Annotated in this window: 13 protein-coding genes; 7 read left to right on the forward strand and 6 right to left on the reverse strand. The window is 73.7% G+C overall.

The window, feature by feature from the left end:
• Positions 1 to 122: 122 nt before the first annotated feature.
• Complete coding sequence (locus Sri02f_RS27340) at positions 123 to 755, reverse strand: sigma-70 family RNA polymerase sigma factor (RefSeq protein WP_109003976.1); 633 nt, start codon at positions 753 to 755, stop codon at positions 123 to 125.
• A gap of 312 nt (positions 756 to 1,067) precedes the next feature.
• Here Sri02f_RS27340 and Sri02f_RS27345 point away from each other — a divergent pair, with 312 nt between their 5' ends.
• From Sri02f_RS27345 to Sri02f_RS27365, 5 genes are all read left to right on the forward strand, one after another.
• A complete protein-coding gene (locus Sri02f_RS27345) occupies positions 1,068 to 2,399 on the forward strand; it encodes a polyprenyl synthetase family protein (protein ID WP_109003977.1) in 1,332 nt (443 codons plus the stop codon).
• On the forward strand, positions 2,396 to 3,976 hold the full coding sequence (gene crtI / locus Sri02f_RS27350; protein ID WP_109003978.1) for a phytoene desaturase family protein: 1,581 nt from the start codon (positions 2,396 to 2,398) through the stop codon (positions 3,974 to 3,976). The genes Sri02f_RS27345 and crtI overlap by 4 nt, the downstream gene beginning before the upstream one ends.
• Positions 3,973 to 5,031: a phytoene/squalene synthase family protein gene (locus Sri02f_RS27355; RefSeq protein WP_109003979.1), complete on the forward strand. Its 1,059-nt coding sequence runs from the start codon at positions 3,973 to 3,975 to the stop codon at positions 5,029 to 5,031. The genes crtI and Sri02f_RS27355 overlap by 4 nt, the downstream gene beginning before the upstream one ends.
• Positions 5,028 to 6,107: a DUF5914 domain-containing protein gene (locus Sri02f_RS27360; RefSeq protein ID WP_109003980.1), complete on the forward strand. Its 1,080-nt coding sequence runs from the start codon at positions 5,028 to 5,030 to the stop codon at positions 6,105 to 6,107. The genes Sri02f_RS27355 and Sri02f_RS27360 overlap by 4 nt, the downstream gene beginning before the upstream one ends.
• Positions 6,108 to 6,318: 211 nt before the next feature.
• The gene (locus Sri02f_RS27365) at positions 6,319 to 7,563 is read left to right on the forward strand and encodes an NAD(P)/FAD-dependent oxidoreductase (RefSeq protein WP_109003981.1); all 1,245 of its coding nucleotides are present in this window, start codon (positions 6,319 to 6,321) and stop codon (positions 7,561 to 7,563) included.
• A 117-nt stretch (positions 7,564 to 7,680) separates the two neighbouring features.
• Here the strand turns inward: Sri02f_RS27365 and Sri02f_RS27370 are convergent, their stop codons facing one another.
• Positions 7,681 to 8,658, reverse strand: a complete 978-nt coding sequence (locus tag Sri02f_RS27370; RefSeq protein WP_109003982.1) for an anti-sigma factor RsbA family regulatory protein — start codon at positions 8,656 to 8,658, stop codon at positions 7,681 to 7,683.
• Entirely contained in the window at positions 8,655 to 9,461 is an 807-nt protein-coding gene (locus Sri02f_RS27375; protein ID WP_109003983.1) for an MEDS domain-containing protein, read from the reverse strand. The genes Sri02f_RS27370 and Sri02f_RS27375 overlap by 4 nt, the downstream gene beginning before the upstream one ends.
• A 353-nt stretch (positions 9,462 to 9,814) precedes the next feature.
• Here Sri02f_RS27375 and Sri02f_RS27380 point away from each other — a divergent pair, with 353 nt between their 5' ends.
• A complete protein-coding gene (locus tag Sri02f_RS27380) occupies positions 9,815 to 10,540 on the forward strand; it encodes a GAF and ANTAR domain-containing protein (protein WP_109003984.1) in 726 nt (241 codons plus the stop codon).
• A 194-nt stretch (positions 10,541 to 10,734) separates the two neighbouring features.
• Positions 10,735 to 10,905 carry a DUF5670 family protein gene (locus Sri02f_RS27385; protein WP_069767885.1) on the forward strand — a complete coding sequence of 57 codons (171 nt, stop codon included), beginning with the start codon at positions 10,735 to 10,737 and terminating at the stop codon, positions 10,903 to 10,905.
• Positions 10,906 to 10,981: 76 nt separating this feature from the next.
• Here Sri02f_RS27385 and Sri02f_RS27390 read toward each other — a convergent pair whose 3' ends face one another.
• The 3 genes from Sri02f_RS27390 to Sri02f_RS27400 all read right to left on the reverse strand — a co-directional run bounded on the left by Sri02f_RS27390 (position 10,982) and on the right by Sri02f_RS27400 (position 13,532).
• Positions 10,982 to 11,596: a dihydrofolate reductase family protein gene (locus Sri02f_RS27390; RefSeq protein ID WP_109003985.1), complete on the reverse strand. Its 615-nt coding sequence runs from the start codon at positions 11,594 to 11,596 to the stop codon at positions 10,982 to 10,984.
• Positions 11,597 to 11,680: 84 nt separating this feature from the next.
• On the reverse strand, positions 11,681 to 12,799 hold the full coding sequence (locus Sri02f_RS27395) for a sensor histidine kinase (protein ID WP_109003986.1): 1,119 nt from the start codon (positions 12,797 to 12,799) through the stop codon (positions 11,681 to 11,683).
• Entirely contained in the window at positions 12,792 to 13,532 is a 741-nt protein-coding gene (locus tag Sri02f_RS27400) for a response regulator transcription factor (protein ID WP_245970827.1), read from the reverse strand. Before Sri02f_RS27400 ends, Sri02f_RS27395 begins: the two co-directional genes overlap by 8 nt.
• Between the last annotated feature and the right edge of the window lie 240 nt (positions 13,533 to 13,772).

The following is a 13,772-nucleotide window of genomic DNA, read 5'->3' on the forward strand; positions in this document are numbered from 1 at the left end:
TCGGCATGACCGCCAGAGGTCGGAACCGTTACGGGGAGGGCGGTCGGCAGCGATCAGGGACGGTCGGCTCTGATCGACTCCGATCTCACCACGCACAGAAGTCGCATCGTTTCCGCGTCGGATCACCCTCTGTGGTACACGCCTCCGGCGCCCTCCTCCTGGAGGCAGCGGCCGAGCCGGTGCAGGCCGCGCCTTGCGTGGCTCTTCACCGTGCCCAGCGGCCAGCCGGTGAGGTCGGCGATCTGCGGCTGCGTCAGGTCGTCGTAGAAGGCGAGGGTGAGCACACGGCGCTGGGCCGCGGGCAACCTCGCGAGTTCGCGGCCGATGAGGACGCGGTCGAGGACGGCGTCCGGCTGGGTGTCGCCGTCGACGGGCCCGACGGACATCCGCGCGCCGGCCGCGGCCACGAGTTCGGCCCGCCGGGTGCGCGCCGCGAGGGCGTCGGCGATCTTCCGGCGGGTGATGCCGACCAGCCAAGCGCTCAGCGTGCCGCGTTCGGGCGCGAACCCCGCCCGCCCCCGCCACGCGGCCAGGAACACCGTCTGGGTGACGTCCTCCGCCTCGCGCGCGTCTCCCAGCGACCGCCGCCCGAGCGTGTACACCAGAGCGCCCCACCGGTGGTAGGCGGCGACGAGACAGGCCTCGTCGCCGGCCGCGAACCCCGCGGCGAGTTCCTCGTCGGCCAGGGAGTCCTCGGTCGGCGCCCACAGCGGGGTGCCGTCGATGGTCTGCTCGGTGACTTGGCGTGCAGTCATGATGCTGCTCCTCGTGCGGGCGGTGACCGTGCCGTCTCTCGGGGCGGGCGGGGACCCGGTCCCCGAGGGCGGCCCGCCTGCCGTGCTCGCGGTCGCCGAGGGCGACCGCCACTCCCCCACCATGCGAAGCGCGCAGGCGACCCGACAACTTGCATCGTCGTTGCGTCGTTTCTCCGCAGCCCGCCGTCGTCCCGCTCGGAGCAGCGGCCGGGATCGGCCACATGTTCTCCCCCCGATGGCGCATCCGGGGACGCCCCTGTCGCGGAAGGCATTACGTCAGACACCCAGGCGACCGCGGCGAGAGGAACCGGGATGCGCCCCACCGAGGCTGAGGATCTTCCTGTGGCCAAGAAAGCACCGGGCCCTCACACCGTGCGGCCCGCGGGCGGGTTTTCCCTGCTCGGCGATGGTCTCCCCGACCCGGGGTCGGCCGCGAAAGCGCCCCGGCCCCCGCGGCTCGGGCTGGACGGCGCCGCCTTGGAGGACGTCGACGCCGACGTGCCGGCTGCCGTGGGCCGCCTCCTGGACGCTCTGCTGAGCGAACGGGTGGAACGGGCGGCCGCCCTCGACCCGGTGTTCGGGCGCGATCTGGCCGAACGCGTCGCCGCCTTCACTCTCGACGGGGGCAAGCGCATGCGGTCGCGGTTCGTGTGGTGGGCGCTGCGGGCCTGCGGCGGCGGCCCCGTCGAGGCGGAGGCGGCCCTGCGGATCGGCGCCGCCCTCGAACTGATCCAGACCTGCGCGCTCGTCCACGACGACGTCATGGACGGCTCCCGGCTGCGTCGCGGCCGTCCCGCGCTGCACGCCGACGTCGCCGCCCAGTACACCGGAGCCGTGGCGCACGACACCGGCCGGCGCTTCGGTGAAGCCGCGGCGATCCTCGCCGGCGACCTCGCCCTGGTCTGGGCGGACGACACGGTCGCGGACATCGAGGTGGAGCCGGACACCGCGCGCAGGGTGCGCGACCTGTGGAGCACGATGCGCACCGAGATGGTGGCCGGTCAGTACCTGGACCTCCAGGGCCAGGTCACGTCCTCGGTCTCCCTGGCCCGGGCCGTGCGCGCCGCCTGTCTGAAGAGCGCCCTGTACTCGGTGGAACGTCCGCTGGCGCTCGGAGCCGCCCTCGCGGGTGCGGACACCGCGCGCACCGCCGCCCTGTGCTCGGCCGGGCGGTGCGTCGGCATCGCGTTCCAGCTGCGCGACGATCTCACCGACGTGTTCGGCGACCCCGCGCGCACCGGCAAGCCGGCGGGCGGCGACATCCGGGCGGGCAAGCCCACCTATCTGGCGGCGGTGGCCCGCGCCCGGGCGGAGGCCGCGGGAGACCGGCGCGCCCTGGCCGTGCTGCGTCGTGCGCTGGGCCGCGCCGATCTCTCCGACAGATGTCTCGGCGAGGTCCGTGAAGTGCTGGTGGCCACCGGCGCGCGTGACGTCGTCGAGGCGAAGATCGACCGGCTGGTCGCCCAGGGCATGCGCCATCTGGACTCCGCGGCGCTGGAGCCGCGGGGCCGCAGGGGCCTGCGGGAGCTGCTGCACGCGGCGGCCGGCACGGTCGCCTTCCCCGCGCCGGGACCCTGTGGAGCGGACCACGGCATGCCCGTCTCCGCGCTGCTGACCGTCGGCGCCGAGGGGGCCGCCCGATGACCCGGTCCATGGCCGGACCCACGGATCACGTGGTCGTGGTCGGCGCCGGGCTCTCCGGTCTCGCGGCCGCACTGCACCTGCTCGGCGCGGGCCGCCGGGTCACGCTCGTGGAGCGCGACGCGCAGCCCGGGGGCCGGGCCGGACGACTGGAGCGCGGCGGCTACCGCATCGACACCGGGCCCACCGTGCTGACCATGCCCGACCTCGCCGACGAGGCGTTCGCCGCGGTCGGCGAGAGCCTGCGCGACCGCGTCGACCTCGTCCCCCTGCACCCCGCCTACCAGGCGCGGTTCGCGGACGGCAGCAGCCTCGACGTGCACACCGACGCGGCGGCGATGGAGGCGGAGGTCGAGCGGTTCGCCGGAGCCGGGGAGGCCGCGGGCTACCGGCGGCTGCGCCGCTGGCTGGAGCAGCTGTACCGCGCCCAGATGCGGCGCTTCATCGACGCCAACTTCGACTCGCCCCTGCAACTGCTGACCCCGGACCTCGCACGGCTCGCCGCCCTCGGCGGATTCGGGCGGCTGGACGCGGGGATCGGCCGTCACCTGCGCGACGAGCGTCTGCGCCGCGTCTTCTCCTTCCAGGCGCTCTACGCCGGAGTCGCCCCGGCCCGGGCCCTCGCCGCCTACGCCGTGATCGCCTACATGGACACCGTCGCCGGCGTGTACTTCCCGCGCGGCGGTATGCACGCCCTGCCGCAGGCCATGGCGGACGCCGCCGCGCAGGCGGGCGCCGAACTGCGCTTCGGGCAGTCCGTCACGCGGCTGGAACGTTCCGCCGACCGTGTCACCGCCGTGGTCACCGACCAGGGCCGCATCCCGTGCGACGCCGTGGTCCTGACCCCGGACCTCCCCGTCTCCTACGGCCTGCTCGGCCGCACACCGCGACGTCCGCTGCGCATCAGACACGCTCCCTCGGCCGTGGTCCTGCACCTCGGCACCGACCGGACGTGGCCCGGAATCGGCCACCACACGCTGTCCTTCGGCAAGGAGTGGCGCCGCACCTTCGACGAGCTCACCCGTGACGGCCGCCTGATGAGCGACCCGTCGCTGCTCATCACCCGTCCCACCGCCACCGACCCGACGCTCGCCCCGCCCGGTCACCACCTCCACTACGTCCTCGCCCCCTGCCCGAACACCGACGTCGGGCCGGACGCCGCCACGTGGGGCGATCTCGGCCCGCGCTACCGCGACAGCGTCCTGCGGGAACTCGACCGGCGCGGCTTCGAGGGCATCGCGGAGGCCGTGGAGGAACAGGTCCTCGTCACCCCGGCCGACTGGACGGCCCAGGGCCACGCGGCCGGCACCCCGTTCTCGGCCGCCCACACCTTCGCGCAGACCGGGCCCTTCCGGCCGCGCAACCTGGTCCGCGGCGTCGACAACGTCGTACTCGCCGGGTGCGGCACCACACCGGGCGTCGGCGTCCCCACGGTCCTGCTGTCCGGCAAGCTCGCCGCGGCCCGCGTCACCGGGCGGCACGCGGCGTCCGTCCCCCGACGCCCGCGCGCCGTGCCGCGCGTGCCGGGCTCGCCCGCCCTGCCGGACACGCCGGCCGTGTCGAAAGGAGCACCTTCATGACGGTCCGTGAACTCGACGCGGCGGGCATCACCGAGCCGGCGCTGCGCGACGCCTACACGCACTGCCGACGGCTCAACGCCCGGCACGGCAAGACGTACTTCCTCGCCACCCGGCTGCTGCCCGTGGAGCGGCGGCCGGCCGTCCACGCCCTCTACGGCTTCGCCCGCTGGGCCGACGACATCGTCGACTCCCTGGACGCGGGCATCCCCGCCCATCGCCGCGCGGCCGACCTCGCCCTCCTCCACGAGCGGCTCCAGCGGGGCCTGCGGGACGACAGCGGCGCCGAGCCGGTGGTCCTCGCACTGGCCGACACGGCCCGGCGCTACGCCATCGACCACAGCCACTTCGGCGACTTCATGGCGTCCATGCGCAGCGATTTGGAGGTCACCGACTATCCGACCTACGACGACCTGCGCACCTACATGCACGGTTCCGCCGCGGTGATCGGGCTGCAGATGCTGCCCGTCCTGGGCTCCGTGGTCCCGCGCGAGGAGGCCGCCCCGCACGCGGCCGCCCTCGGCGTCGCCTTCCAGCTGACCAACTTCCTGCGCGACGTGGGCGAGGACCTCGACCGCGGACGCGTCTACCTGCCCGCCGATCTGCTGGCCGCGCACGGCGTCGACCGGGAGCTGCTGCTGTGGAGTCGCGGCACCGGCCGCCGCGACCCGCGCGTCACCGCGGCCCTCAGGGCCTTCGAGGACCTCACCCGCGGCGTCTACCGCGAGGCGGCCCCCGGCATCGCGATGCTGGAACCCGTGTCCCGCCCCTGCATCCGCACGGCCTTCGTGCTCTACGGCGGCATCCTGGACGCGGTCGCCGCCGACGGGTACGCCGTCCTGCACCGGCGCGCCGTGGTCCCCCGGCGGCGGAGGGCCGCGGTGGCCGCCGACGGGCTGATGCGTCTGGCGGCGGCCCGGGCGCGGGAGCGCACGGCCCGCCGGACGACCGTGTCCGCCGGGCCTCCCGGCCGGGCTGCCGCGCCCGTACCGTGCGCCGGAACGCACCCGGCGCCCCGGGCCGTCACCGCGCAGCCGCTGCACAAGGAGGTCAGGTGAACCCCCGTCGTCCCGCCCGCCGCGGACGCCTCCCCCTGTCGCTGCGCAGGAGCCCCGTCACCTGGGAGCGCCAGCGTCCGACGTGGCGCGAGGCCCGGCCGGCGGTCATCGCCCAGGCGCTGAAACGCGCTCAGGCGCGCCCTTCGGGCAACTGGTTCGTCGTGGGCGCCACCCGGGACATCCGTGCCGACCGGCCCCTGGCCCGGACGGTCGCCGGACAGGAGATCGTCGTCTGGCGCGACGCCACGGGCCGCCTCGTCGCCGGACCGGGGGCGTGCCCGCACCTGGGCGCACCGCTGCGCGACAGCCCGGTCAGATGCGGCACTCTCGTCTGCCACTGGCACGGCCTCGCGCTGCGCGGCGCGCCGTTCGCGGGCTGGGAGCCCCTGCCCGCGTACGACGACGGCGTGCTGGTGTGGGTGCGCCTGGACGACGTGGGCGGCGAGCCTCCCCTGGAGGCGCCGGTGGTGCCGGCCAGGCCCGCCCTCGCCCGGGCGGTGACGGCCGTCTACGTGGGCGTCGGCGCCTGCGAACCGGAGGACGTCGTGGCCAACCGGCTGGACCCCTGGCACGGAGCCTGGTTCCACCCGTACTCCTTCGTCGACCTGACCGTCGTCGACACTCCCGGGACGACGGGGAAGGCACCGGCGAGGGCGGAGGGCGCAGAGGGATCGGAAGGCGAGGAGGGCGGTGAGGCCGCGACGGCGCAGGAGGACGGGTTCGTCGTCGACGTCTCCTTCCGCGTCGCCGGACGGCTGGTGGTGCCGGTGCGCGCCGTGTTCACCGCGCCGGAGCCGCGCACGGTCGTCATGCACATCACCGAGGGCGAGGGCCGCAGCTCGGTGGTCGAGACGCACGCGACCCCGCTCGGGGCGGACGACCGGGGAAGGCCCCGCACGGCGGTGGTGGAGGCCGTCGTAGCGGCGTCGGACCGCCGGGGCTTCGCCGTGGCGCGCGGGATGTCGCCGCTGCTGCGACCTCTCGTGCGGGCCGCGGCGGGACGCCTGTGGCGCGACGACCTGGCCTACGCGGAGCGGCGCTGGCAGCTGCGCTCGACGGGGCGGTTCCCCGGCTGAGCCGCCGCGACCGGCCGGCAGCGTTCGGACGCCGATCCGACGCCGATCCGACGCCGATTCGACAGGACCGGATCGTTCCGTTTCGCACCGTGGTGCATCCGCGCACGGGACCGGCGGCGAAGAGTGGTGGACGGTGCTCCGCCGCACGGCGGCGCACACTCCCCCGTGCGCGACGGCATGCACCGCGAGCACGGCGACGGAAGGAGACGACATGACCGCAGGCCGGTGTTCCCCCGAGGTCGTGGTGATCGGAGCGGGCGTGGCGGGCCTCGCCTGTGCGCAGGACCTCGTCGCCGCGGGCGTCGCGGTACAGGTCCTCGAAGCCTCGGACGGGGTCGGCGGCCGGATGCGCTCCGACCGCGTGGACGGCTTCGTGGTCGACCGTGGCTTTCAGGTCTTCAACACGTCCTATCCGCAGGTCCGACGACGTCTGGCACTGCCCGGGCTCGACCTGCGCCCGTTCAGCCCTGGCGTGCTCGTCCACACCGAGGCCGGCAGACGCCGGCTGACCCACCCGGGCGCTCGCCCGTCCACGCTCGGCGACCTTGTGTCGGGGCGGGTCGCGGGACCGCGTGATCTGGCGGCCCTCGGCGCCCTCGCGGCCTCGGACGCGCTGCTCCCGCCGACCCGGCTCAAGCGGCGCTCCGACCGCAGCACGAGGGCGGCGCTGGCCCGGGCCGGGTTCACCGACGCCTTCGTCGAGCGCTTCTTCCGCCCCTTCCTGTCCGGAGTGTTCCTGGAGGACCGGCTGGAGACGTCCGCCCGGGTCTTCCACCTGGTGTGGCGCAGCATGCTGCGCGGCACCCTGTGCCTGCCCGCGGACGGCGTCGGGGCCGTCCCGCGCGCGTTGGCGGGCGCACTGCCCGAAGGCGTCGTGAGACTGGGGACCCCGGTGGAGAGGCTGACCGACGACGGTGTCGGGACAGCCGCCCGTGAAACCGTCCCGGCGCGCGCCGTGGTGGTCGCCACCGGCCCCGGACCGGCCGTGGCCCTGATGCCGGACGTGAGCGTGCCCGCCTACCGTGCGGTGACGACGTACTACCACGCCCCGGCGCAGTCTCCGTTGCACGAGCCCACGCTGATGGTCGACGTCCGGCGGCGCTTCCTCAACACATGCGTGCTGAGCGAGGTCGCCGCCTCCTACGCGCCGTCCGGCCGGGCCCTCGTCGCCACGTCGGTGCTGGGCGCCGACGCGGAGGGCCGGGAGGCCGGTCTGCGCGAGGCGCTGAGCGAGGTGTACGAGACCGACGCCGCCCGGTGGGATCTGCTGGCCGTCCGCACGGTCCCCGAGGCGCTGCCCGCGATGGCGGCCCCCCAGGAACTCACCCGCACGACCAGGGTGGCCCCGGGCCGGTACGTGTGCGGGGACCACCGCGCCACGGGCTCGGTCCAGGGCGCGATGGCGTCGGGCGCCCGCGCCGCCCGGGAAGTGCTGCGCGACCTGCCTCGCCGGTGAGCCCCGGCTGGTCCCCGTCTGTTCCCCTTCGGCCACGGCAGCGCGGAGCGGGACACGCCGGCGAGGCTGCCGCGGGAAGCCCGCGTCGCGCCGTCGTGGACGGCGGCGGGCGTCGGCTCAGTGGGGGACGTCGACGTGGAGGCGGATGGTGGTGCCCTGATCGCGGGTGGAGCGGATCTCCACGAGGTCGCAGAGCTGCTGGGCGAGCCACAGACCGCGGCCGCCGACCTGGTCGACGGTGGGACGGGTGCGGCCGGCCATCACGTCCGGGATGTAGCCGGCGTCGCGGAACTCGCACAGGAACGTCGCGTCCTGGGTCCAGGTGCGCAGGGTCCCGCGCCCTCCGCCGTGCCGGATGCTGTTCGTGGCGATCTCCGTGACGGCGACGGCCAGCTTGCGCTGCTGCTCCTCCGTGACGCCCGCGTCCGACGCGCACCGGGAGACCTTGGCGCGGACCGCGGCCAGGTCACCGTGGGTGAAGCTCAGCTCCTGGAAGGGATCGCACGGAGGGTTCAGGACCTCGAAGGGGTACTCCTCGGCGGTGAGGTATCCCTCGTTGCGCACGAAGTGGCCGTCCTGGCGGATCAACGGGTGGCAGCGGGACAGGGACTCCAGCGCGCTGCGGTCGTCGTCCGCGTCGTCGTAGGGGCACAGCATCGACCAGGCGGAGCTGCGGGCGAAGGCCCGGTTCAACAGCCACTCGTGATACCGCAGTTCAGAGAGGTGCGCGGCGCTGCGGGCCTCGCGCCAGGCCGTCTCCCCGATCCCGCGTACCGGCCTGTCCCCCTCGCCCCGCTCCTTCATCCAGGCCACCCAGGCGCCGACCAGCCGGCCCGGGTTGGGTCCGAGCGTCGTGGTGTCGACGAAGGTGACGGCGGACTCGTCGCCGAGCTCGCGGCGCAGGAGTGACGCCTTGTCCGAGGGGACGGCGACGACCACGGCCTCGCCGCCCTCCAGTGCCTCGTGGATGTACCCCAGCGTCCCGGACAGGAACTGCCCGTCCCCGCGGTAGGGGTAGAGCTCGTGACGGAACGGGGGCCGGGCCCCGTCGGACGGATTCGCGGGCGGGATGTTCGCGGGCGGGACGGTGGTCATGCGGCCATCACCACCGGCAGTCCGGCGGAGGCGTATCCCGCGAGCTCCCAGCACAGGCGCACGGTGTCGTTGGCGCCTTCCACGACGATGCGGCGGTCCGGAAGATGACGAGCGGCGTCGACGAGTGCGTGCATGCCGGCCGCGTCGATCAGCTCAAGGGTGTCGAAGCGCAGATTCACCTTGGGCGAGAAGCGCACCGCCGCGCGCACGGCGGTGTTGAACGCGTCCGCGCCCTCTGAGTCGATCACTCCGTCCACGCTCCAGACGTCGGCGCCCGCGCTGTACATCCGAAAGGCCGGACGCTCAGCGCGTATGCCCATCTCGTGCGGGTGCACACCTGTCACATGTTCCAGCGTAGGCCCGTCCCACTGCGACGGCCGGAAGGCGCACACCACGATGGCGTTGCTCTCCGAGGCGAACTCGTCGAGCTTCAGCTCCTGGGCCACCAGCTCCTCGGCCCCGCCGGACGCTGCCGCGGGCGCCCGCTCGGTCAGCACCCGCACCGACCGGTAGCCCTCCCGGGCGGCGGTACGCGCTTCCCGGCGCACCGCGGCCAGGAAGGAGTCGAGGTCCGCGGTGCGTGGCGAATCGAGGATCACCGAGGCGGAGGGCACAGCGTCACGAGGGAGGCCGGAGACGGCCCCGGCGGCGCCGACCACCACGATCTTGTCGCCGTACAGTGCGCCGTCGGCCACGTAGGCGAGCACACCGGCGGGGGACGCGTCGGCCGAGTCCGGGTGCCAGCAGATGTGGTCACCGAGCTCGACGTCGTCGAACGTGGCCAACGCCCGCGCCGCTCTCACCTGGTCCCCTCTCCGACCGTCCCGCCCGTCCCGGGATACAGAGGGTACCGGGCCGGGCGGGAGGGCGTTGAGCCGAACGGAGATCCATCCCGGGTTCCCGGCCTCCGCCCGGGCGAGCGGTCGTCATCCGCCCGAGGGCGCGGTCGTCACCGCCCGAGCGAGCGGTCATCGACGCCCGCACATGATCCGTACCGGGCCGGGCAGCCGTGCAGGGAGAACTCGCGCGCTGCGGGGCCGCCCCGCGCCGGCCGACGACCGGCGTCCGCGGTGGCCGCACGGGAGGTGATCCTCCGGGCCCGGGACTCCTCTCCGTCGCCCCCGGCGCCACGGCCGCCGCCCGGAAGGAACCCACGATGAACGCCGACGCCGCACACGACGGCAGCCAGGTCACTCGGTGGCTGCTGGAGACCGACTCGCTGGAAGGCTTCCTGCAGACCCTCGCCGAGGCCGCCCTCGCACTCTCCCGAGCCCAAGGCGCCGGCGTGACGATCGAAGGCGGCGGCGAGCCGACCACCGTGGCGAGCGCGGGCGCCGCGGCGACGAAGCTGGACGAAAAGCAGTACGGCCAGGACGACGGCCCCTGTCTGCAGGCCCTGCGCACCGGCGAGGAGATCCACGTCGCCGACATGCGCGAAGAGAGCAGGTGGGGCGACTACCCCGCCTATGCCGTGGACTGCGGCGTCCACAGCTCCCTCTCGCTGCCGATCGCCGCCCACACCCACACCGCCGGCGCTCTCAACCTCTACGCCGCCCCGCCCCGCGCGTTCGAGTGCAGCGACCTGGGCGCCCTGCGCTCCCTGGCCGCTCAGGCCACCGGCGGCATCGCCCTGGCCCAGCGCATCAGCGAGACCCAGGAATTCGCCGCGCAGATGCAGACCGCCATGCAGTCCCGCAGCGTCATCGACCAGGCCATAGGCGTGATCATGGGCCGGCGCCGCTGCACCGCCGACGAGGCCTTCGGCGTCCTGCGCTCCGCCTCCCAGCAACGCAACGTCAAACTCCGGGACGTGTGCGCCGAACTGATCACCAGCATCACCGGTCAGCCCCCCACCATCCCCGAACTGCGCCGAAAGGCCTGACGGGACGTGCGCGCCGGGGCGGCCGGACGGCCCGCAAGCCGACCGGCGTCGGCGTCGGCGCGGGCGTCGCGCACTGCTGTGAGCAACGGTGACGGAACCGGGTCCGGTTCCCGCAGAAACCGTGAAGAAACCAGGTGATTCGACCGTATGTTCCTCGATTCGGCGGGCACCAGGACCGACGGAGGTCGATAACTATGGTTCCCCTGCTTCTCGTTCTGCTTCTGGCCCTGATCCTGTTCGGCGCGGGCTTCGCGCTGAAGGCACTGTGGTGGATCGCCGTCGTCGTGCTGGTCGTCTGGCTGCTGGGCTTCGTCATGCGCAGCGCGGACACCGGCGGCCGGCGGGGCCGCTGGTACCGCTGGTAGATCCACCGCACGATCGCCGTCCTGTGGGCCCCGGGAACACCCGGGGCCCACAGCCGTGTCCGGGGCCTCGTCGTCGTCAGCGAACGTCGTAGGTCAGATGCGTCGCGGTCGAGGTCGTGATCACGCTGCGCTGCACCAGCGTGCGCGGTGCCTGGCCGGTGAACAGCGGCGTCCCGGCGCCCAGCACGACGGGTGCGAGGTGCACGGACAGCGTGTCGACCAGCCCGGCGGCGAGCGCCGACCCGATCGTGGCGCCGCCGCCCATGAGGACGACGTCCAGTTCCCTGCCGCTGTCCGAGGACGCCGCCTCCGCGCGCCGGCGGGCGACGGCGACGGCGTCGGACAGGCCGGTGGTGACGAACGTCCAGTCGAGGCCGGTGAGCCGCACCGACCTCGGCGGCGAGCTCGTCACGACGACGAACGGGGGTCTGCCGACCTCGCCGGCGCCGTAACCGATCTCGTCGTCCCAGCCGCCCGGTCCGTCGACCACGTCGAAGAGCCGGCGGCCGAGGACGACCGCGCCCGAGCGGGTGGTGCCCTCGCGCAGGATCCGGAGGTCCTCGGGGTCGTCGGAGAAAGCCCAGAAATGCAGAGCCTCGCCGCCGACGCCCAGACCGTTGTCCGGGCCGGGGTCGGGGCCGGTGACGAAGCCGTCCAGGGATACGGAGATGTCAGCGACGATTCGAGTCATGCCAGGGCAGACCGGAACGGCCGCCCCGACTCATCGCTCGCGCGGGAAACACCTGGACCCGGCGCGTCCCTGAGGACTGGTGCATCACCGCCTGACGGCCGACGGAGCTGTCGCGGGCAGTTCCACGGTGATGCGGAGCCCTCCGGCAGGGCGCGGGGTGAGGGTGAGCGTTCCGTCGTGTGCGTGGGTGATGGTCTTCACGATCGCCAGGCCCAGGCCGACGCCCGCGTGGTCGGCGTGTACGCGCTCGGTGCCGCGCTGGAACGGTTCGGTGAGCGTCGAGGCCGCCTCTGGAGTGAGATTCTCGCCGGTGTTCTCGACGCAGAGCACGACGGTCCCGGGGCGGACGCCGGTACTGACCCGCACGGTGCCCCGTCCGGGGAGGTTGTGGACGATCGCGTTGTGCACCAGGTTCGTGCACAGCTGCAGCAGAAGGGCCTGCGATCCGGTCGTGGGGGCGACGTCGCCGTCGGTCTCGATGGTGACGCCGCGCTGTTCGGCGAGGGGCACGAGCGTCTCGACGGCCTCGTCCGCCAGGAGGGACAGGTCCACGGGTTCTCGGGTGAACGACCGCTGCCCGGCGCGGCTGAGCAGGAGCAGTGCTTCCGTGAGGTTGATCGCCCGGGTGTTGACGGCGTGGAGGCGGTCGACGACTTCGCCGGCGTCGTGGTGCGGATCGCTGCGGGCCACGTCGAGAAGAGCCTTGGAGATCGCCAGGGGGGTGCGCAGCTCGTGAGAGGCGTTGGCTGCGAACCTCCGCTGTTCGGCGACGTGTGCTTCGAGCCGGGCGAGCATCCCGTCGAAGGCGTCGGCGAGTTCGCGGAACTCGTCCTTGCGCCCCGGCAGCCGGATCCGGTGGGAGAGCGATTCGGTCGAGGCCAGGCGGGCGGCGTCGGTGATGCGGGTCATGGGGGCGAGCATCCGCCCGGCGAGGATCCACCCTCCGACGAGACCGAAAGCCAGCAGGAGCGCGAACACCGCGGCGGCCCTCGGAGCGAAGACGCGCAGGAGGTTGGACCGGACGGGGAAGACGCCATGGTCGGGGGCGTCCATCGAGCCGGTCACCATCAGCGCACGCTCGGGAACGTAGCGCAGCAGGAACACCCACACCGCCGCGAGCAGCAGGACGCCGGCGAGCATGAGGAACCCGGCGTAGCTGAGGGTGAGCTTGGCGCGGACGCTCAGTCCGGCCGCCCTATCCACGTTCGCCTCTCCCGTCTCTCGTGCCTCTCCCGTCACTCCCGTCTCTCCGGTGTCCCTCGTCCTCGGTCTCCGGCTGGGCGTCGATGCGGTATCCGACGCCCGCCACGGTGGCGATGATCCAGGGCTCGCCGAGCCGTTTGCGCAATGCCGAGACGGTGATGCGGACGGCGTTGGTGAACGGGTCGGCGTTCTCGTCCCACGCGCGTTCCAGGAGTTCTTCGGCGCTGACGACACCGCCTTCGGCGGCGACGAGGACGTCGAGCACGGCGAACTGCTTCCTGGTCAGCGCCACGTAACGGCCGGCCCGGTAGACCTCGCGGCGGAACGGGTCCAGCCGAAGACCCGCGATCTCCCGCACGGGCGGCCGGTTGTGGGCACGTCTGCGGTCGAGCGCTCTGAGCCTGAGCGCGAGCTCGCGCAGTTCGAAGGGTTTCGTGAGGTAGTCGTCGGCGCCGAGTTCGAATCCGGTGGCCTTGTCGTCGAGACGGTCGGCCGCGGTGAGCATGAGGATCGGCATGCCGCTGCCGGAGGCGACGATGCGTCGGGCGATCTCGTCGCCGGAGGGCCCGGGAACGTCCCGGTCGAGGACGGCGATGTCGTAGGCGTTGGTGCTCAGCAGTGCGAGGGCGGTGTCCCCGTCACCTGCGATGTCGGCCGCGATCGCTTCCAGGCGCAGACCGTCGCGGACGGCTTCTGCCAGATACGGTTCGTCCTCGACGAGCAACACGCGCATGCCGTCGATGCTACGAGCCGGTGCATATCGTCGGCGTATCGAAAACCGCATACGCGGCGGCAACACCGCGCCGTCTTCACTGGCGGCATGACGCGAACCCCACCAGCCCCGGCAGGCCTCACCGCAGACGCAGAAGTGACCGTCAGCGAGCGAGGACGGCGAGGACGTTGACGGCACAGGTGGACACGGAGGCGGCCGGGCAGGGCGGCGCCGGACCCCGGAACGCCGGCTCCGGTTCCC

The organism is Streptomyces rishiriensis (genome assembly GCF_003112535.1).
In the GTDB taxonomy this organism is placed as follows: Bacteria; Actinomycetota; Actinomycetes; order Streptomycetales; family Streptomycetaceae; genus Streptomyces; species Streptomyces rishiriensis.

What these genes read in the sequence shown, in the direction of transcription:
- Sri02f_RS27340 (WP_109003976.1), bottom strand. Translation starts at nt 755, where the DNA reads ATGACTGCACGCCAAGTCACCGAGCAGACCATCGACGGCACCCCGCTG.
- Sri02f_RS27345 (WP_109003977.1), top strand. Translation starts at nt 1,068, where the DNA reads ATGCGCCCCACCGAGGCTGAGGATCTTCCTGTGGCCAAGAAAGCACCG.
- crtI (WP_109003978.1), top strand. Translation starts at nt 2,396, where the DNA reads ATGACCCGGTCCATGGCCGGACCCACGGATCACGTGGTCGTGGTCGGC.
- Sri02f_RS27355 (WP_109003979.1), top strand. Translation starts at nt 3,973, where the DNA reads ATGACGGTCCGTGAACTCGACGCGGCGGGCATCACCGAGCCGGCGCTG.
- Sri02f_RS27365 (WP_109003981.1), top strand. Translation starts at nt 6,319, where the DNA reads ATGACCGCAGGCCGGTGTTCCCCCGAGGTCGTGGTGATCGGAGCGGGC.
- Sri02f_RS27370 (WP_109003982.1), bottom strand. Translation starts at nt 8,658, where the DNA reads ATGACCACCGTCCCGCCCGCGAACATCCCGCCCGCGAATCCGTCCGAC.
- Sri02f_RS27380 (WP_109003984.1), top strand. Translation starts at nt 9,815, where the DNA reads ATGAACGCCGACGCCGCACACGACGGCAGCCAGGTCACTCGGTGGCTG.
- Sri02f_RS27385 (WP_069767885.1), top strand. Translation starts at nt 10,735, where the DNA reads ATGGTTCCCCTGCTTCTCGTTCTGCTTCTGGCCCTGATCCTGTTCGGC.
- Sri02f_RS27390 (WP_109003985.1), bottom strand. Translation starts at nt 11,596, where the DNA reads ATGACTCGAATCGTCGCTGACATCTCCGTATCCCTGGACGGCTTCGTC.
- Sri02f_RS27400 (WP_245970827.1), bottom strand. Translation starts at nt 13,532, where the DNA reads ATGCGCGTGTTGCTCGTCGAGGACGAACCGTATCTGGCAGAAGCCGTC.